At 58.7% G+C, this 19,369-nt stretch carries 12 protein-coding genes, 1 tRNA gene and 1 pseudogene; 10 read left to right on the top strand and 4 right to left on the bottom strand.

The genetic code is table 11. The annotated features are described in order from the left end of the window. Positions 1-107 precede the first annotated feature (107 nt). The 5 genes from rpsU to FFS64_RS08805 all read left to right on the top strand — a co-directional run bounded on the left by rpsU (position 108) and on the right by FFS64_RS08805 (position 8,650). Complete coding sequence (gene rpsU / locus FFS64_RS08825) at positions 108-323, top strand: 30S ribosomal protein S21 (RefSeq protein WP_002551877.1); 216 nt, start codon at positions 108-110, stop codon at positions 321-323. 481 nt (positions 324-804) lie between these two features. Beyond that, positions 805-2,775, top strand: coding sequence for a DNA primase (dnaG, locus tag FFS64_RS08820; RefSeq protein WP_137805045.1), 1,971 nt, complete (start codon positions 805-807; stop codon positions 2,773-2,775). Positions 2,776-2,842: 67 nt separating this feature from the next. Further along, positions 2,843-4,690, top strand: coding sequence for an RNA polymerase sigma factor RpoD (gene rpoD / locus FFS64_RS08815; protein ID WP_137805044.1), 1,848 nt, complete (start codon positions 2,843-2,845; stop codon positions 4,688-4,690). 122 nt (positions 4,691-4,812) lie between these two features. After that, a complete protein-coding gene (locus FFS64_RS08810) occupies positions 4,813-8,559 on the top strand; it encodes a bifunctional diguanylate cyclase/phosphodiesterase (protein WP_137805043.1) in 3,747 nt (1,248 codons plus the stop codon). A gap of 14 nt (positions 8,560-8,573) precedes the next feature. Then, positions 8,574-8,650: transfer RNA gene (locus FFS64_RS08805), tRNA-Ile, on the top strand. Between the two features lie 44 nt (positions 8,651-8,694). Here FFS64_RS08805 and FFS64_RS08800 read toward each other — a convergent pair. Beyond that, on the bottom strand, positions 8,695-9,000 hold the full coding sequence (locus tag FFS64_RS08800; protein ID WP_137805042.1) for an XRE family transcriptional regulator: 306 nt from the start codon (positions 8,998-9,000) through the stop codon (positions 8,695-8,697). Continuing rightward, positions 8,993-9,358, bottom strand: a pseudogene (locus FFS64_RS08795) (type II toxin-antitoxin system RelE/ParE family toxin). The gene FFS64_RS08800 and the pseudogene FFS64_RS08795 overlap by 8 nt, the downstream one beginning before the upstream one ends. A gap of 574 nt (positions 9,359-9,932) precedes the next feature. On the opposite strand from FFS64_RS08795, the gene FFS64_RS08790 reads away from it, so the two are divergent. Beyond that, complete coding sequence (locus FFS64_RS08790; protein ID WP_137805041.1) at positions 9,933-10,220, top strand: DUF3077 domain-containing protein; 288 nt, start codon at positions 9,933-9,935, stop codon at positions 10,218-10,220. Between the two features lie 101 nt (positions 10,221-10,321). Here FFS64_RS08790 and FFS64_RS08785 read toward each other — a convergent pair whose 3' ends face one another. Continuing rightward, positions 10,322-10,936 (bottom strand): peptidase M41, encoded by a 615-nt coding sequence (locus FFS64_RS08785; RefSeq protein WP_137805081.1) that lies wholly within the window; start codon positions 10,934-10,936, stop codon positions 10,322-10,324. A 112-nt stretch (positions 10,937-11,048) separates the two neighbouring features. Continuing rightward, complete coding sequence (locus tag FFS64_RS08780) at positions 11,049-13,403, bottom strand: glucose/quinate/shikimate family membrane-bound PQQ-dependent dehydrogenase (RefSeq protein WP_137805040.1); 2,355 nt, start codon at positions 13,401-13,403, stop codon at positions 11,049-11,051. A gap of 177 nt (positions 13,404-13,580) precedes the next feature. Between FFS64_RS08780 and FFS64_RS08775 the strand changes: the two genes are divergently transcribed. The 4 genes from FFS64_RS08775 (at position 13,581) to pqqF (ending at position 19,230) form a co-directional block, all read left to right on the top strand. Beyond that, the gene (locus FFS64_RS08775; RefSeq protein WP_137805039.1) at positions 13,581-14,042 is read left to right on the top strand and encodes an Lrp/AsnC family transcriptional regulator; all 462 of its coding nucleotides are present in this window, start codon (positions 13,581-13,583) and stop codon (positions 14,040-14,042) included. 230 nt (positions 14,043-14,272) lie between these two features. Then, positions 14,273-15,955, top strand: coding sequence for an NAD(P)/FAD-dependent oxidoreductase (locus FFS64_RS08770; protein ID WP_095195882.1), 1,683 nt, complete (start codon positions 14,273-14,275; stop codon positions 15,953-15,955). A gap of 12 nt (positions 15,956-15,967) precedes the next feature. Then, positions 15,968-16,762: a carbon-nitrogen hydrolase family protein gene (locus FFS64_RS08765; protein WP_137805038.1), complete on the top strand. Its 795-nt coding sequence runs from the start codon at positions 15,968-15,970 to the stop codon at positions 16,760-16,762. Between the two features lie 38 nt (positions 16,763-16,800). Then, positions 16,801-19,230, top strand: a complete 2,430-nt coding sequence (gene pqqF / locus FFS64_RS08760) for a pyrroloquinoline quinone biosynthesis protein PqqF (protein ID WP_137805037.1) — start codon at positions 16,801-16,803, stop codon at positions 19,228-19,230. Positions 19,231-19,369: the final 139 nt, after the last annotated feature.

The raw sequence follows: 19,369 nt of genomic DNA, 5'->3' as shown, positions 1-19,369 counted from the left end.
TTCCGAGCGTTGAGGGGTTAACATCCGCAACCCTTAAAAACCGACGTCTTCAAGTGCTCTTTTGCCGCGAGGATGTTGACCCCGGTAATGAATGAAGGTAGCTCTGGATGCCAGCCGTCAAAGTAAAAGAGAACGAACCCTTCGACGTAGCTCTGCGTCGTTTCAAGCGCTCCTGCGAAAAAGCCGGTGTACTGGCTGAAGTTCGTAGCCGCGAATTTTACGAGAAGCCAACTTCTGAGCGTAAGCGCAAAGCAGCAGCCGCTGTTAAGCGTCACGCCAAGAAAGTTCAGCGCGAACAGCGCCGCGCCGTTCGTCTGTACTAATACACAGACGATCGTAGCAAGCTTCTGCCAAGCCCGGCCCTCAGCCGGGCTTATGGCATTTGCGTAAAACGCTTGATGCTTCACCGTCGAAGCCGCAGACGCGACCGAGACGAATCTGCTTCACCGCGTCAGACCTGGCTTTTCTGCCAGCGGTGCACGTCTTTTCTGACGAGCCTTTCAAGGCTACTGACGAGCACACCCACTGATTCCTCTCACGACGATCAGCCCGAGGCACCGTTTGCGTGCCAAACTATGAGCTATCCGAGACCAATGACTGGTCGCAGACGGACTCAGCGCAACACTTTCAAATAGTCGAATACTGAATGTTATTAACGTCAGTGGATTTTCGGCAGATACACTTCCCGACAGCGATTACGCAGACGACACCGGTCGAGCCGCACACCTTGCGCGCCTCACACAACGACCCGCGTTCGGCAGCACCTCGTTTCGGGTCCCTTTCAGCGCAGATGACGAGAACGCCATGGCCGGGCTAATTCCCCAGAGCTTCATTGACGACCTTCTGAACCGCACCGACATCGTCGATGTGGTCAGCTCTCGCCTGCAACTGAAAAAAGCCGGCAAGAACCACACCGCCTGCTGCCCGTTTCACAAAGAGAAAACCCCGTCCTTCAGCGTCAGCCCCGACAAACAGTTCTACTACTGCTTCGGCTGCGGCGCTGGCGGCAATGCTCTCGGCTTCATCATGGACCACGACAATCTGGACTTCCCCCAGGCTGTTGAAGAACTGGCCAAAGCCGCCGGCATGGAAATTCCCCGGGAAGAAAGCGGCCGATCGCACAAACCCCGACAGCCGACTGACTCACCGCTGTACCCGCTGCTCACGGCCGCCGCCGATTTCTACCGCCAGGCGCTCAAGAGCCATCCCCAGCGCAAGGCTGCCGTCGATTACCTCAAGGGTCGCGGCCTCACCGGCGAAATCGCCCGTGATTTCGGCCTCGGCTTTGCACCGCCAGGCTGGGACAACCTGTACAAGCACCTGAGCAGCGACACCCTTCAACAGAAAGCCATGATCGACGCCGGCCTATTGGTGGAAAATGCCGAGACCGGCAAGCGCTATGACCGTTTCCGTGACCGCGTGATGTTCCCGATCCGCGACAGCCGCGGCCGGATCATCGCCTTCGGGGGCCGGGTACTGGGTGATGACAAACCCAAGTACCTGAACTCTCCGGAAACTCCGGTATTCCATAAGGGCCAGGAACTCTATGGCCTGTTCGAAGCCCGCAAGAACAACCGCAACCTCGATGAAATCATCGTGGTTGAAGGCTATATGGACGTGATCGCCCTTGCTCAACAAGGCCTGCGTAACGCCGTGGCCACCCTCGGCACCGCCACCAGTGAAGAACACTTGAAGCGCCTGTTCCGCGTGGTGCCTAGCGTCTTGTTCTGTTTCGATGGCGACCAGGCTGGCCGCAATGCCGCCTGGAGAGCCTTGGAAGCAACGCTGTCGAGCCTGCAGGATGGCCGCCGGGCACGCTTTCTGTTCCTGCCCGAAGGCGAAGACCCGGACACCCTGGTCCGCTCCGAAGGTACCGATGCCTTCCGCGCACGCATCAACCAGCACGCTCAGCCATTGGCGGACTACTTCTTCCAGCAACTGACCGAAGAAGCCGATCCGCGCTCCCTCGAAGGCAAGGCCCATATGGCCACCCTTGCGGCACCGCTGATCGACAAGGTCCCAGGCGCCAATCTGCGCACCCTGATGCGCCAACGCTTGCTGGAAATCACCGGCTTGAGCGGCGAGGCGGTCAGCCAATTGGTTCACAGCGCGCCTCAAGACGCGCCGCCAGCCTATGACCCGGGCATGGATTACGACGCCATGCCGGACTATTCAGACTTCCATCAACCCCAGGAGGCCTACGCGCCCCAGCAGGAATGGACGCCGAAGAAGCCCGGTGCTGGCGGCAAGAAATGGGACAAGAAACCGTGGAGCAAAAACGGCAAGCGCGGTGATCGCGATGAATCCTATGCTCCACGCACGCCAGTGGCGGTAGAAGCCCCGACGCTTATCGCGTTGCGAACGCTTATCCACCACCCACAACTGGCCGGCAAGGTCGAGAGCGCCGATCACTTTGCCAACGAGAGCAACACGTACGCTCAGGTACTAATCGCCTTGATCGAGGCCGTGCAGAAAAATCCTAAGCTAAACTCTATTCAGTTGATGGCCCGTTGGCACGGCACAGAGCAAGGTCGCCTATTGAGAGCACTCGCAGAAAAGGAGTGGTTAATTGACGGCGATAACCTTGAACAACAGTTTTTAGACACCATTACTAGATTATCCGCGGGTCAGCACACGCAGACCCTCGACGAACTCATCAAGAAAGCAAGGCAGCCGGGATTGTCGGCTGAAGAGCAAATTCAGATAGCAAAACAGATGCGCGACCTCTTAAAACAGAATGTTTCCGCATCAAACCCGACCTCAACTGGCGCGTGAGGTCATAGCTCAGGTATAATCCTCGGCTTGTTTTTTGCCCGCCAAGACCTTCAGTGGATAGGGTGTTATGTCCGGAAAAGCGCAACAGCAGTCTCGTATTATTGAGTTGATCAAACTGGGCCGTGAGCAGAAGTATCTGACTTACGCCGAGGTCAACGACCACCTGCCCGAGGATATTTCAGATCCCGAGCAGGTGGAAGACATCATCCGCATGATTAACGACATGGGGATCCCCGTACACGAGAGTGCTCCGGATGCGGACGCCCTTATGCTGGCCGACGCCGATACCGACGAGGCCGCTGCGGAAGAAGCAGCCGCTGCGTTGGCAGCGGTGGAGACCGATATCGGTCGCACCACTGACCCGGTGCGCATGTATATGCGCGAAATGGGGACGGTCGAGCTTCTGACTCGTGAAGGCGAAATCGAAATCGCCAAGCGTATCGAAGAGGGCATCCGTGAAGTGATGAGCGCCATTGCGCACTTCCCTGGCACGGTTGACCATATTCTCTCCGAGTACACTCGCGTCACCACCGAAGGTGGTCGCCTGTCCGACGTCCTGAGCGGTTATATCGACCCGGACGACGGCATTGCACCGCCTGCGGCAGAAGTGCCACCGCCGATCGATGCGAAGGCCGCGAAAGCGGATGACGACTCCGACGACGAAGACGCCGAAGCCTCGGATGACGAAGAAGAAGCCGAAAGCGGTCCGGATCCGATCATCGCCGCACAGCGTTTTGGCGCTGTGGCCGATCAGATGGAAATCACCCGCAAGGCCCTGAAAAAGCACGGTCGCCACAACAAGGCAGCGATTGCTGAGTTGTTGGCACTGGCCGAGCTGTTCATGCCGATCAAACTGGTGCCGAAGCAATTCGAAGGCCTGGTCGAGCGTGTTCGCAGTGCTTTGGACCGTCTGCGTCAACAAGAGCGTGCAATCATGCAGCTCTGCGTTCGTGATGCGCGCATGCCGCGTGCCGACTTCCTGCGCCAGTTCCCGGGCAATGAAATCGACGAAAGCTGGACCGACGCACTGGCCAAGGGAAAGACCAAATACGCTGAAGCCATTGGTCGCCTGCAACCGGACATCATTCGATGCCAGCAAAAGCTGACCGCGCTGGAAACCGAAACCGGTTTGACCATCGCCGAGATCAAGGACATCAACCGTCGCATGTCGATCGGTGAGGCCAAGGCCCGCCGCGCGAAGAAAGAGATGGTTGAAGCGAACTTGCGTCTGGTGATCTCCATCGCCAAGAAGTACACCAACCGTGGCCTGCAGTTCCTCGATCTGATCCAGGAAGGCAACATTGGCTTGATGAAGGCAGTAGACAAGTTCGAATACCGCCGCGGCTACAAATTCTCGACTTATGCCACCTGGTGGATCCGTCAGGCGATCACTCGCTCGATCGCCGACCAGGCCCGCACCATCCGTATTCCGGTGCACATGATCGAGACGATCAACAAGCTCAACCGTATTTCCCGTCAGATGTTGCAAGAAATGGGTCGCGAACCGACGCCGGAAGAACTGGGCGAACGCATGGAAATGCCTGAGGACAAGATCCGCAAGGTATTGAAGATCGCTAAAGAGCCGATTTCCATGGAAACCCCGATCGGTGATGACGAAGATTCCCATCTGGGTGATTTCATCGAAGACTCGACCATGCAGTCGCCAATCGATGTTGCTACCGTTGAGAGCCTTAAAGAAGCGACTCGCGAAGTGCTGTCCGGCCTCACTGCCCGTGAAGCCAAGGTACTGCGCATGCGCTTCGGTATCGACATGAATACCGACCACACCCTTGAGGAAGTTGGTAAGCAGTTCGACGTGACCCGTGAGCGGATTCGTCAGATCGAAGCCAAGGCGCTGCGCAAGCTGCGCCACCCGACGAGAAGCGAGCATTTGCGCTCTTTCCTCGACGAGTGATCACAAAACCCCCGGCCCAGGCCGGGGGTTTTGCTTTATGCAGATTAAATCCCCCGCCATACCCCTCCCGTCGATTTGCCCGTCTACACTCGAATCATTCCCCGAGCCATAACGAGACCGTTATGCCCAGACTGCCGACCGTGCTTTTTTTGCTGTCGCTGATGACCTGGACCGCAACGGCTGGCGCGCTGACTCTGACCGACGAAGAACGTAGCTGGCTTGCGGCTCACCCGGACTTGCGTCTGGGTGTCGATGCGTCCTGGCCACCCTTTGAGTTTCGTGACGATCAGGGCCGTTACCAGGGACTTGCAGCAGACTATATCGACCTGATTCGCCAGCGATTGGCGGTCAAACTCACGCCCATCGAACCCGTCAGTTGGTCGGTTGTGCTGAAGCAGGCCAAGCAAGGCAAGCTGGACCTGCTGCCTGGCATCATGTCGACTCCTGAACGACAGGCTTATCTGTCGTTTACCCGCCCCTATCTGGACTTCCCGATTGTCATCCTGGCCCATGTCGGCGGCCCTCAACCGCGCAAGCTACAGGACCTTTACGGACTGAAAATCGCGGTTGTGGAAAATTATGCGCCCCACGAACTGCTTCGCACCCACCATCCCGACCTGAATCTGGTGGCGATGCCCAACGTCAGTTCGGCCTTGCAGGCGCTAGCAACAGATGAAGTGGATGCCGTGGTGGGTGATCTCGCCTCCAGCGTCTGGAGTTTGCGCCAGCTCAAGCTGGATGGGTTGTATGTCAGCGGCGAAACGCCATATCGCTATCAACTGGCCATGGGCGTACCGCGAGACAATAAGATGCTGGTCGGCATCCTGGACAAAGTCCTGGCGGACATGACCCCGGCCGAAATCAGCACAATCCAGGAACAATGGGTCGGCAACGTCCTCGATCACCGGACTTTTTGGTCCGATCTGCTGGTCTATGGCCTTCCAGGATTGCTGCTGCTGATCACCGTGCTGGCAGCAGTGATCCGCATCAACCGCCGGCTGAGTTCGGAAATTGCCCGCCGGGTTGATCTGGAGCAGGAGCTGCGCAGTAGCGAATATCACTACCGCGGGCTGGTAGAAAGTCTCTCGGCCATCGCCTGGGAAGCGCGGATAAGCGACTTCACTTACAGCTACGTGTCACCCCACGCCGAGGATCTACTCGGATATCCCCTGTCCCACTGGCTGATTCCGGGCTTCTGGCGCAACATCATTCACCCCGCCGACCTTACCCGCGCGCAGAGTTTTTGCGATCATGAAGTGTTGGCAGGGCGTGATCACAGCCTGGATTATCGGGTCATCACCGCTGATGGGCGCTGTTTGTGGGTCCGCGATATCGTCAGCCTGATCGAACACGGCCACGAACCGGTGATGCGCGGGCTGATGATCGACATCAGCGAAACCAAGCGCACCGAAGAAGCTCTTCGTCTGTCGGAACAAAAATTTGCTTCGGTGTTCCAGCAATGCCCGGACATTCTGGTCATTGCGCGTCTCTCCGACGGTTGCCTGCTGGAGGTCAACGAAGCATTCGAAGAGCAGATCGGCCTCAGGGCCGAGGACGTCATCGGCCAGACCGCCACCGACCTCAATATCTGGGGCATTCCCGGCGTGGGGCCCGGCTTGTTGCAGCGCTTGCAGGCCGGAAGCATCCGCAACCTCGAGATGCCCTTTCGCCGCAGCAATGGCCAAGTGTTTACCGGCCTGATCTCGGCCGAACCCTTTGACCTCGATACAACGCCGGCGCTGGTGGTGGTCGTACGCGACATCACCCAGCTCAAGGAAACCCAGCAGCAACTGCAAACCTCCGAAGAGAAATTCGCCAAGGCCTTCCACGCCTCCCCGGACGGCTTGCTGCTGTCACGGCAGAGTGATGGCTTGCTGCTGGAAGTCAACGAAGGCTTCAGCCGCATCACTGGTTTCAATAGTGCGATGTCGGTGGATCGCTCGGCTCTGGATCTCGGGATCTGGGTCAACCTCAACGAACGCAAGCAGATGCTCGACCTGTTGCACCGCGATGGCTTCGTTCGCGACTTCAGTTGCCATATCCGCCGCAGCGACGGGCAGATCCGCCTCTGTGAGGTATCCAGTCGCCCACTGCCGATCGGCGACGAGGATTGCATGCTGACCATCGCCAGGGACATCACTGAGCGGCACCTGATGCAGGAAAAACTGCAACAGGCTGCCACCGTGTTCGAAAGCACCGCCGAAGGCGTATTGATCACCGACACCCAGCAGCACATCAGCGCCGTCAATCGCGCATTTACCGAGATCACCGGGTACAGCGAAAGCGAAGCGCTGGGCCACACCCCGCGCCTGCTTGCCTCGGGCCTGCATGACAGTGCGTTCTACGCCGCCATGTGGCATCAATTGACCGCCGAAGGGCACTGGCAAGGAGAGATCTCCAACCGGCGCAAAAATGGCGAACTCTACCCGAGCTGGCTAACCATCAGCGCGGTGCGCAACCGGGACAAGTTCATCACCCACTTCGTGGCGGTGTTCGCCGACATTTCCAGCCTCAAACACGCCCAGGCCAAACTCGACTACCAGGCTCACCACGACCCACTGACCGGCCTGCCCAACCGCACGTTGTTCGAAAGTCGCTTGCAGACCGCACTCAATACCCAGAGAGAAGTCGGTGGCCAGGGCGCGGTACTGTTCCTCGATCTGGATCGGTTCAAACACATCAACGACAGCCTCGGCCACCCGGTCGGCGACCTGTTGCTCAAGGGCATTGCCGTGCGCCTCAAGGAACAGTTGCGCGACATCGACACCGTGGCACGCCTGGGCGGCGATGAGTTCATCATCCTGCTGCCCGGCCTGCAGCAACCCAGCGATGCCGACAACATCGCCACCAAGCTGCTCAATTGCTTCACCGCACCGTTCCAGGCTGGAGAGCATGAGTTCTTTATCAGTTCCAGCATCGGCACCAGCCTTTATCCGCAGGATGGTTGCGATGTGGCCACGCTGATCAAGAACGCCGATGCGGCGATGTATCGCTCCAAAGCCAAAGGCCGTAACCGGGTCGAAAGCTATACCTGCGACCTCACCGCGCAAGCCAGTGAACGCATAGCGCTGGAGCATGAACTGCGGCGCGCCATCGAACGCAATGAGCTGTACCTGTGCTACCAACCGAAGATCAGCCTCGACGACTATCGCCTGGTCGGTGCCGAGGCACTGATTCGCTGGCGCCACCCGACCTTTGGCGACGTACCGCCGGAGCACTTCATTTCCCTGGCCGAAGAAAACGGCATGATCCTGCAGATCGGCGACTGGGTACTGGAGACCGCCTGCCGGCAATTGCACGAGTGGAACAAAACCTACGCGGGCCTCGGCCCGCTGTCAGTCAACCTCGCGGGCGCTCAGCTGCGTCAACCGAACCTGCTCGGGCGCATCGAACAATTGCTCAAGGACTACCGCCTCAAACCCGGGCTCCTGCAACTGGAAATTACTGAAAACTTCATCATGAGCCAGGCGGAAGAAGCGCTGGCGGTTCTGCATCAACTCAAGCAACTGGGCGTGCAGCTGGCGATCGACGACTTCGGCACGGGCTATTCGTCTTTGAGCTACCTCAAACGCCTGCCACTGGATATTCTCAAGATCGACCAGTCGTTCGTTCGCGGATTGCCGGATGATCCCCACGACGCCGCCATCGTGCGCGCCATCATCGCACTCGGCCGCAGCATGCAATTCACCGTGATTGCCGAAGGCGTCGAAACCCAGGCCCAGCAGCAATTTCTGGCCTTTGAAGGTTGCGAGCAGATCCAGGGCTACATCGTCAGCCTGCCCCTGCCCTCAGACGAATTCGCCGCGACGTTTCTTCGTACAGCCGTATTGGATTTTTCGGATAGCACAGCCGCGAAACCGTCGCTATAATCCGCGACCTACTGGGGCCTATAGCTCAGTTGGTTAGAGCAGAGGACTCATAATCCTTTGGTCCACGGTTCAAGTCCGTGTGGGCCCACCAAACAAGAAAGCCGCGCAATGCGCGGCTTTCTCGTGTCTGACTGCTCAGTTGGCAAAGTTCTCGATCCTTACCTGCCCCTCGGGAAAGGTCGCGATGATTTCCAGTTCACCGCCCATGGCACGGATGTAATTGCGCAACGTGCTGATGTACATGTCGGTACGCCGCTCCATCTTGGAGATTGCCGCCTGGTTGACATGCAGTGTCTTGGCCAGCGTGGCCTGACTCAGTTCCTGCGCCTTACGCAACTCATGCAAGGGCATTTCTTTCAGGTGCTGTTGGAATAGCCGCTCTGCGTTAGCTCGAGATTCCGGCGTCATGCGAGCTTGAAGTTCAGAAAATTTCTTAGCCATCGTTGTGGCCCTCTTTACGCAGTGTTTCCAAATGTTCGCCATACAACTTGTCCGCCAGCGGGACATGCTCGTCATACCAACGGCCCTGACCGGTTTTGTTCCCTCCGATCAAAAGTAGAGCGCATCAACGTGGATCAAATGCATACAGCACACGATAAGGTCGCCCCGCATGCTGGACCCTCAGCTCTCGGAGATTGCCAAATCGAGAGCCTTTGATGTCACTGCTGTGGGGAAAACGTAGCCCTGGCCCGAAGAACTCCAGCAAATTGACGCTGGCCGAAACCGAGGCCTGTTCTTGCGCATCCAGCCCCTCCCACCAGACTCCAAACTGGTCGGTGTACTCAATATCCCAGCCCATACAATATGCCACCCAAGGAATATGATCTCAAGGGAATAACTTTATGAGCTTGAGCGGCTACCCGACCACGCTTGGTACTTCCCAAAATTGTTAATGACCGTTTCCAGCACCTGATCGTTGAGCCTTGGCCCCCACTTGATTGATGGTTCATGGGAGATCATTGAGGCGTTTGAAATGTTGTCAGGAAGCGTCAATCACAAGCTTTTTGCGTGTTTTCCGCTTAAACATTGTTTACTTCAGGTGTCGCAATATCGGATGACGCCGTAGGGTCTTGTAGGCAAACTCCGAATCTTGCTTTTGGGCACTTTGCCGCCTTGTTGCGCTTTTCTTCGACGGGATAGTCTCCGGACGTCGCTGACCATTCAGCGAACGGGCTTGGAAACCCGTCAAGTCAAACGCAACAGCCCCATCACAACTGCGTACATTTTTTTGCAGCCCTGTGTTATGGCAGCTGTGCGTGGGACGTCTTCGGACGTGCCGGTTTCCTTGACTTCCGGTTTTCCAACCTGCGCACAGCTGCCACCCATTCGCTTGGAAACGAACGTGGCAGCTCCTCAAGTTAAGGAGCTACACCATGACTAAAGCAAATACGTCCGAACCGTCAGAGTTAAAAACCGTCGGTTTCACACCCTTCCTGTATCTCTCTGACCAACCTTTGTTCCACGTCTGCCGCGACGTCCCCATCGCCGATGCCCTGGCCCAAGCCTCTGACCTGCTGTTCCTCGCCAAATCCCTGACCGTGGATGCCGCCTACGCCCAAGACTCCGACCGGCACGCGTGGGCAGCACACTATCTGACGACGATGAGCAAAGCGGTGGTTGATGATGTGGTGAAGGTGCTGACGCGTCGGCCAATCAGGTGAAGAACTTGTAGGAGCGAGCTTGCTCGCGAAAAAAAACCAAGGGCACCGCTAGAATCTGGTTTACGCGTTTTCGTTCACGACCTTCGCGAGCGAGCTCGCTCCTACAGAGGGGCCAACCGCTCAAGCTTTTCCCGCGTAAACACGACCTCATAGGTGTCTGCCGGCCTGCCCCACTGTTCGACCAGGGCCATGCGTTCTACCAATGCCTCTCCGAGTTCGGTAATGGTGCCTGCCAACGCTTCGACGATCTCTTGAGTGCGCAACCACAGATGATCGTTGATCGCCTTCAGCTCGGCCGTGATGCTGTCGCACGCTGCCGGATCGGTATAGGGATAGGTGATGTTGCGCAGCAGTTGTCGCAACTCCCTGATCTTTGCGTCATCCCGCTCCGCCCCAAATGCACCATTGAGGATGGTGATCGCTTTTGTTTTATCGACACGTTTCTCGCGTGCACGCGCGGAAGGTAACGTCTGCGCCATGGCGCCCGCGAAGAGGATCATCATCCGGGCTTCCAGGTACTCCTTCATGGCTTCCATCGACGAAATTGGACGCACCAGGCTGATGGAAGCGCCGCCTTTATGCCTCAGGTCCATGGTCACGCTCAGGGTCACGCCGCCCGTTTCAAATCCCAAGGCTCGCGCCACAATGTAATGGCCCATTTCGTGATGGGCGATCTGCAAGGCATGTTCGCGCACTGCTGCAGGCATCTTTTTCATTGCCATCGCGTCGGCTCTCCCGTTCGACTACGCGTGACTGTAGCTTCGCTGAAGTTTCACACAGAAAAAAGCCGCGCAATCGCGCGGCTTTTTCATACCTGCATCTCAGCCCTTAATTGGGCAAAGCGTAGGCAATCACATAGTCCCCGCGATCCGTCGACTGACGCGCACCGCCCACTGTCAGCAGGATGTACTGCTTGCCGGTTTTCGGCGATACGTAGGTCATCGGCCCGGACTGGCTGCCCACCGGCAAGCGCGACTTCCAGATTTCGTTGCCGTTGCCGGTATCGAAGGCGCGCAGATAGAAGTCCTGGGTGCCGGCGAAGAACAGCAGGCCGGACTGGGTGGCCAGGGAGGCGCCGAGGGTCGGCATGCCGATCGGGATCGGCAGGTGCATGCGGATGCCCAGCGGGCCGGTGTCCTGTACCGTACCGACCGGGACTTGCCACATCAGTTTGTGGGTCTTGAGGTCGATGGCGGACATGGTGCCGAACGGTGGTTTCTGGCACGGAATGCCGACCGCCGAGAGAAAGCGCTCGCGCATGGCGCCGAACGGCGTGCCTTCCTGCGGCACCACGCCCATTTCGATACCGCTGGCACCGGCACCGATCTTGTCGCGCGGGATCATGTAGTTGGCCAGGCCCAGGCGCATGTCGTTGACGAACATGTAATTCGTGTTCGGATCAACCGAGACGCTGCCCCAGTTCATGCCCCCCAGGGAGCCCGGGAATTGCAGGGCGCGATCCATGCCCGGTGGGGTGTAGACGCCTTCGTGACGCATGCCCTTGAACTGGATGCGGCACATTAACTGGTCGAATGGCGTGGCGCCCCACATGTCGGCTTCGGTCAGGGTTTTATTGCCGATTGACGGCATGTCCACCGAGAACGGCTGGGTTGGCGCGTAGCGTTCGCCGGGCACATGGCCTTGCGGCACCGGACGCTCTTCGACACGGGCGATGGGCACGCCGGTTTCGCGGTTGAGCAGGAAAATCTCGCCTTGCTTGGTGACTTGCGCCAGGGCCGGCTGCATGCCGCCCTTGTCGTCCGGCACGTCGTACAGCAGCGGTTGGGCTGGCAGGTCGAAGTCCCACAGGTCGTGGTGAGTGGTCTGGAAGTGCCAGCGCACCTGACCGGTCTTCACATCGAGGGCGACGATGGACGAACTCCATTTGTCATCGAACTCGGTGCGCTGACCGCCGAAGAAATCCGGTGTGGCGTTGCCGGTCGGCAAGTAGACCAGACCGAGTTTGGCGTCGTAGGACATGGCCGACCATACGTTCGGCGTACCACGGGTATACGTCTCGCCCGCCGGAGGGCGTTTGGTGGTGTCCGGGTTGCCCGGATCCCACGCCCACACCAGCTCGCCGCTGTGCACGTCGTAGGCACGCACCACACCTGGCGGTTCGCCGGTGGAGTAGTTATCGGCCACGCGGCCACCGACGACCACCACATCCCCTGCGACCAGTGGAGTCGAGGTTTGCTGGTAGTAACCGGGCTTCACTTCGCCCATGTCGGTGGTCAGATCGACGGTGCCTTTGTTGCCGAACTCTTCACACGGTTTGCCGGTTTCGGCATTGATGGCGATCAGGCGCGCATCGCCGGTCGGCAGAAACAGACGTTTCGTACAGGCTGCGGGCTGATTGTCCGAAGAAGCCGGGGTTTCGGAATAACCCAGGCCGCGGCAACGCTGCCAATTAGGCGCGGTGCCTTGCGGGTCGAACTTCCAGCGCTGGGCGCCGGTGTCGGCGTCGAGGGCGAAGACTTTGCCGTAGGCGGTGCAGGTGTAGACCGTGTCGCCGATTTGCAGCGGGGTGTTTTGGTCTTCGGCACCGGCGCCGGTGCTTTGCGGGATGTCGCCGGTACGGAAGGTCCAGGCCACCTGCAGTTTGTCGATATTGCCCTTGTTGATCTGGTCCAGCGCGGCAAAGCGATTGCCGGCCGTGGTGTTGCCCCAGTGCGCCCAGTCTTTCTGCTCGTTGCCCGGCGCGACCGGCGTTACCGTGGGCTCTGTGGTGGCCTTGACCACGTGGGTTGGCACGAACATGTAGGCCATCGTTGCGACGACACCGACGCCCAGAATGCCTGCAAGACCGTAGGCGCCACGGCCCGCCGTCGCGCCCGAAGCGCGGACCAGTGTCGGGTAGATCAATGCGACGACCAGACCGATCACGGCGAACGTCAGCACACGCGAAACCAGCGGCCAGTATTCGAAACCGGCATCCCATACCGCCCAGATCGCCGTCAGAATCAGTGCCAGGCCATACAGCCAGGCGCCCTGTGGTTTGCGGCGGGCGATCATCAGCCCGGAAACCAGCATCGCCAGGCCCATCAGCAGGAAATACCAGCTACCGCCCAACACGATCAGATAACCACCGCCACCGACCAGGCCGAGCCCGATCAGTGCGATCAGGACACCCAGCCCCGCCAGCAACCATTTGCTGCCGGCGGCAGCCCCAGAAGTATTCATCTCGGAAATTTTCCCCATTTGTGACAAGGGGGCGAATAATGTACTACCTAGTTACTTATGGCAATTTGTCGCAGGCAAAAATGGCACGAACGGTCGTGAAACCAGATCACGCATCCGTTGTGCAGGATGTGCCTGTAACATGCTCATCCACCGATCCATACCGCTGGAGATGCTCCATTGCCTGACACTCGCCCGCCCGTTCTTGACGAAATCGACCGCCAGTTGATTGCCGCCCTGCAGATCAATGCCCGCGAAAGCGTGGCCATGCTCGCCCGGCATCTGGGCATCGCCCGCACCACGGTGACTTCACGTCTGGCGCGACTGGAAAAGGCCAAAGTGATCACCGGTTACGGCGTGCGTCTTGGCCAGCGAGTGGTGGATGGTGGATTGCAGGCGTACGTGGGGATCACGGTGCAGCCGCGCTCCGGGAAGGAAGTGTTGCGCCGGCTCAGTGCCATGGCCCAAGTGCAACAGCTATGTGCCGTGAGTGGCGAATTTGATTATGTGGCGTGGTTGCGCACGGACTCGCCGGAGCAACTGGATCAGTTGCTGGATCAGATTGGCAGTGTGGATGGGGTGGAGAAGACGACGACTTCGATCATTTTGAGTAGCAAGATTGATCGGGGGCAGCCGGTTTGAGCTTTCAGTCTTGAATGGGTGGTGTCTGGGCTGACGCTTCTGCGAGCAGGCTCGCTCCCACAAGGGTCGGCATTGTCAATTCGATCAATGCATTCGTCATATCGATTGATTATTTAGCAAAACGACGACACTTTGCGTCTTATTAACGTGTTCTACGCTCTCTAGAATGGCTGGCATCTTTTCCTATACTCAGACGCGCATTCCCCATCGGGTCGCCAGCAAGGTCAGCCATGAACAAGAACAATCGCCATCCTGCAGACGGTAAAAAACCAGTCACCATTTTTGGTCCGGACTTTCCTTTCGCCTTCGACGACTGGATCGAGCACCCGGCCGGCCTGGGCAGCATTCCCGAGCACAATCACGGTGCCGAAGTGGCGATTGTCGGCGCCGGTATCGCTGGGCTGGTGGCAGCATACGAACTGATGAAGCTCGGCCTCAAGCCGGTGGTCTATGAAGCTTCGAAGCTGGGCGGTCGTCTTCGCTCCCAAGCGTTCAACGGCACCGATGGCATCGTCGCCGAGTTGGGCGGCATGCGTTTTCCGGTGTCGTCCACCGCGTTCTATCACTATGTCGACAAGCTGGGTCTTGAGACCAAACCCTTCCCCAACCCGCTGACGCCTGCCTCCGGCAGCACCGTCATCGATCTGGAAGGTAAAACCCATTACGCGCAGAAACTGGCGGATCTTCCTGCATTGTTCCAGGAAGTGGCTGACGCCTGGGCCGACGCCCTGGAAGCCGGCTCGCAATTCTCAGATATCCAGCAAGCGATCCGCGACCGCGACGTACCGCGCCTCAAGGAACTGTGGAACACCCTCGTGCCACTGTGGGACGACCGCACCTTCTACGACTTCGTCGCCACCTCCAAAGCCTTCGCCAAATTGTCGTTCCATCACCGCGAAGTTTTCGGCCAGGTCGGTTTCGGCACCGGTGGCTGGGACTCCGACTTCCCCAATTCTATGCTGGAAATTTTCCGCGTGGTGATGACCAACTGCGACGATCACCAGCACCTGGTGGTCGGTGGCGTGGAACAAGTCCCGCAAGGCATCTGGCGCCATGCACCGGAACGTTGCGTACATTGGCCACAAGGCACCAGCCTCAAGTCGTTGCACAGCGGCGCTCCACGCTCCGGCGTGAAAAAAATCGCCCACGCGCCGGGTGGCCGCTTTGCAGTCACCGACAACAACGGCGATACCCGCGAATACGCTGCAGTGCTGACCACTTGCCAGAGCTGGCTGCTGACCACCCAGATCGAATGCGAAGAAACCCTGTTCTCGCAAAAGATGTGGATGGCCCTGGACCGCACCCGCTACATGCAATCGTCGAAAACCTTCGTGATGGTCGACCGCCCGTTCTGGAAGGACAAGGATCCGGAAACCGGCCGCGACCTGATGAGCATGACCCTCACCGATCGCCTGACCCGTGGCACTTACCTGTTCGATAACGGCGACGACAAGCCTGGGGTGATTTGCCTGTCGTATTCGTGGATGAGCGATGCGCTGAAAATGCTCCCGCACCCGGTGGAAAAACGCGTGAAACTGGCGCTGGATGCGTTGAAGAAGATCTACCCGAAAGTCGACATCGCCGCGCGGATCATCGGCGATCCGATCACCGTTTCATGGGAAGCCGACCCGCATTTCCTCGGTGCCTTCAAAGGCGCCCTGCCCGGCCACTATCGCTACAACCAGCGCATGTACGCGCACTTCATGCAGGACGAGATGCCAGCGGAACAACGCGGGATTTTCATTGCCGGCGACGACGTTTCGTGGACGCCCGCCTGGGTCGAAGGCGCGGTGCAAACGTCGCTCAACGCGGTGTGGGGCATCATGAAACATTTCGGCGGAGCCACACATAAAGAGAACCCGGGCCCGGGTGATGTGTTCAAAGACATAGGCCCTATCGCCCTTCCCGAGTAAGAGGAATCCCCGATGCGTGTAGCCCTTTACCAATGTCCACCGCTGCCTCTGGATGTCGCCGGCAACCTGCAACGTCTGCAGCAGCTGGCGCAGGAAGCCAAAGGCGCCGATTTGCTCGTGCTGCCGGAGATGTTCCTGACCGGTTACAACATCGGCGTCGATGCCGTCAGTGTGCTGGCGGAGGTGCACAATGGTGAGTCGGCACAGCAGGTTGCGCGCATCGCCCGATCCACCGGGATCGCCATTTTGTATGGTTATCCCGAACGCACCGAGGACGGCCAGATCTACAACGCCGTGCAATTGATCGACGCCCAGGGCGAGCGCGTCTGCAACTACCGCAAGACCCACCTGTTCGGTGATCTTGACCGTTCGATGTTCAGCCCCGGCACCGACGAATTCCCCGTGGTTGAACTCAACGGCTGGAAACTCGGCTTCCTGATCTGCTACGACCTGGAGTTTCCGGAGAATGCCCGACGCCTGGCCCTCGAGGGCGCCGAGCTGATTCTGGCACCGACGGCGAACATGATTCCCTTTGACTTCGTCGCTGACGTCACCGTCCGCTCCCGCGCCTTCGAAAACCAGTGCTACGTGGCCTACGCCAATTACTGCGGACACGAAGGCGATATCCACTATTGCGGCCAGAGCAGCATCGCCGCGCCGGATGGTAGTCGCATCGCCCAGGCCGGACTCGATGAAGCCTTGATTGTCGGCGAGCTGGATCGTCAATTGATGGTCGATTCCCGCGCCGCCAATCGCTACCTCATCGATCGCCGCCCCGAGCTTTACGGCGCGCTTAACAAGCGCTGATCCGCTAGCATTGGCACTTCACTGTTCTGGAAGTGCCCATGCCTGCGCTGAATCTCCCTCGCCCCCACACTGAAACCCTGGCCAACGGTCTGCGGGTAACGCTGCGTCATGCGCCCGATCTGAAACGCGCCGCTGCTGCGTTGCGGGTCGCCGTCGGCAGTCATGATGTTCCGTTGGCGTGGCCTGGCCTGGCGCACTTTCTGGAGCATCTGCTGTTTTTGGGGACCGAACGTTTTCCTGCGGACCAAGGGCTGATGGCCTATGTCCAGGGTCATGGCGGTCAGGTGAATGCACGCACCTGCGAGCGCACTACCGATTACTTTTTCGAATTACCGCCTCAGGCTTTCAGCGGCGGGCTGGAGCGTCTGTCAGACATGCTCGCCCATCCGCGTATGAATGTGGATGATCAGCAGCGGGAACGGGAAGTTCTGCATGCGGAGTTTGTTGCCTGGTCCCAGGATGCGACGGCTCAACAGCAGTATTCGCTGTTCGATGGACTTTCTGAAATTCATCCTCTGCGGGGTTTTCACGCTGGTAATCGCGACAGCCTGCCGGTTGCGCAACCTGAGTTTCAGCAAGCGCTGAAGGATTTCTATCAACGGTTTTATCAGACCGGGCAGATGACTTTGAGCCTGGCGGGCCCTCAACCACTCGAAGAATTGAAGGCGCTGGCCCAAGTGTTCGCCGATGCCATTCCCGAAGGCAAAAGAGCCCCGCAACAAGCACCTGCACCGCTGATAAATGCTACGAACAGAAGTTATCAACAGATGAACGAACGGCGCCTGGACCTGCTGTTCACGTTCGAAGCGCTGCCCGAGTCATCCCCTGAAGCCCTGGCGTTCCTGTGCCATTGGCTGAACGTAGCGAAACCCGGTGGGCCGCTGGCTGAACTGCAACTACGCGGGCTGGCCCAACAGTTGAAAGCAGCTCCGCTGTATCAATTCGCCGGGCAAGCCCTGCTGCACATCGAACTCACGCTAAACAGCAATGCGCAGCCAACAGCGATCCGCGAACAGCTATTGGATTGGCTGGGCTTTTTCGCTCGGCAAGACTGGAGTGAGTTGCGCAACGAATACTCCGTTCTGCTCCTGCGCCAGCAGCAAGTCAGCGGCGCCTTGCAACTGGTGCGACTGGACAGCGAACAGCGTGAAGCCGGGCTATCCGAAAAAGGCGTGACAGCGCTCAAGGAAATCCTCCGACAAATCGGTGCTGTGGATAACTTCACCGGCCAATGGCAACTGCCGGCGCCCAACCCGTTTTTGCGCTCCGAAACGCCAACGCCCAACGCCGGGTTGATTCGCGGCCAGACCAGCGCCCACCGTGGCCTGCGCACGTTTGCCCAGGATCGATCGCGCAGCCGCCGCGAGCGTTCGCCGATGCAATTCAGCCAGGCGTTGCCGGATAACAGTGCTGAAGGTGCGCTGTATCTGCGTTGGCGCCTGGACGCGGCACCTTGCAGCAGTCTCCAGTCCCGCCTGGAAAATAACCTGCAACCATTGCGCGAGGAAGCCCGGCAGGCGGGTGTGGATATTTCCTTCAGCGCATCGGGCAATGAATGGCTGCTGAAGATGGTCGGACTCCAGGAGCCGATGCCCACTGTCCTGGAACATTTGCTGAAAACGCTGGCACACCCTGATGACGTTTTCCCACAGGACGAACCGACGACCGTTGCGTTGATGCCGATTCGGCAACTGCTCAACGCATTGCCCGCTCACTGCCTTGAGCCCAGCGCGGAATCGGATGACTTGCAGCAACTCTGGTCGAGTGCCCGCTGGGACGGCCTGGCGATGGGCTTCTGCGCCCAGACCCAAGCGGCAATGGGCCTGTCACTGAGCCGCATACCCGGCACACCGGACAACCAGCTGACACCACCGCCAACGATTCGCTCGCAACACCGCTGGAGCCAGGTCGACACCGGCTCCAGCGAACACGCGGTATTGCTGTTTTGCCCGACCGCATCCACGGACATCGCCGACGACGCAGCGTGGCGCTTGCTCGCTCACCTCACTCAGACGCCGTTCTACCAGCGCCTGCGCGTGGAGTTGCAGCTCGGCTACGCGGTGTTCAGCGCACTGCGCCAGATGCACGGGCAAACCGGGCTGCTGTTTGGCGTGCAATCACCCAACGTCGCACCGTCGGATCTGTTGCAACACATCGAACAGTTCCTCAATGAGTTGCCAGAAATGATCCACGGCATAGACGACGCCAGTTTCGTCACTCTGCGCCAAGCCTTGGTCGATCAGTTCTGCGCTGAAGCATTACCCAACACCCAAGCCGCTGAACTGCTCTGGCAAGGCAAGCTGGCCAACCGTTCGTCGGAATATTTGGTGCAACTGTCCGAAGCGATTCTTCTGTTGGATCAGCCTGCGCTCATCGCCGCCACACGACGCCTGATTCAAGCCGAAGGCGGTTGGCGTTGCCTGTCCAGCGGGCCGTGTCCTGGCTCGCCTTGGCAAGTGGCAAAATGATCATTACCGAGGCTGCAATTAACTTTCTCGAACATTTGCAGCCAATTCCTTTGAAATTTTAAGTAACATAGCTGCCTAACTATCTGACACCTCTTGCCGGAGGTGGACTATATGTATAGATGCCACCAGTCCCATCACT

The sequence above is a fragment of the Pseudomonas sp. G(2018) genome, from assembly GCF_005502415.1.
Lineage (GTDB): Bacteria > Pseudomonadota > Gammaproteobacteria > Pseudomonadales > Pseudomonadaceae > Aquipseudomonas.
This window is presented reverse-complemented; position numbering and strand designations above follow the sequence as displayed.

Coding starts and splice junctions, on each gene's coding strand:
- rpsU (WP_002551877.1), top strand. CDS start 108: ATGCCAGCCGTCAAAGTAAAAGAGAACGAACCCTTCGACGTAGCTCTG.
- dnaG (WP_137805045.1), top strand. CDS start 805: ATGGCCGGGCTAATTCCCCAGAGCTTCATTGACGACCTTCTGAACCGC.
- rpoD (WP_137805044.1), top strand. CDS start 2,843: ATGTCCGGAAAAGCGCAACAGCAGTCTCGTATTATTGAGTTGATCAAA.
- FFS64_RS08810 (WP_137805043.1), top strand. CDS start 4,813: ATGCCCAGACTGCCGACCGTGCTTTTTTTGCTGTCGCTGATGACCTGG.
- FFS64_RS08800 (WP_137805042.1), bottom strand. CDS start 9,000: ATGGCTAAGAAATTTTCTGAACTTCAAGCTCGCATGACGCCGGAATCT.
- FFS64_RS08790 (WP_137805041.1), top strand. CDS start 9,933: ATGACTAAAGCAAATACGTCCGAACCGTCAGAGTTAAAAACCGTCGGT.
- FFS64_RS08785 (WP_137805081.1), bottom strand. CDS start 10,936: ATGAAAAAGATGCCTGCAGCAGTGCGCGAACATGCCTTGCAGATCGCC.
- FFS64_RS08780 (WP_137805040.1), bottom strand. CDS start 13,403: ATGAATACTTCTGGGGCTGCCGCCGGCAGCAAATGGTTGCTGGCGGGG.
- FFS64_RS08770 (WP_095195882.1), top strand. CDS start 14,273: ATGAACAAGAACAATCGCCATCCTGCAGACGGTAAAAAACCAGTCACC.
- FFS64_RS08765 (WP_137805038.1), top strand. CDS start 15,968: ATGCGTGTAGCCCTTTACCAATGTCCACCGCTGCCTCTGGATGTCGCC.
- pqqF (WP_137805037.1), top strand. CDS start 16,801: ATGCCTGCGCTGAATCTCCCTCGCCCCCACACTGAAACCCTGGCCAAC.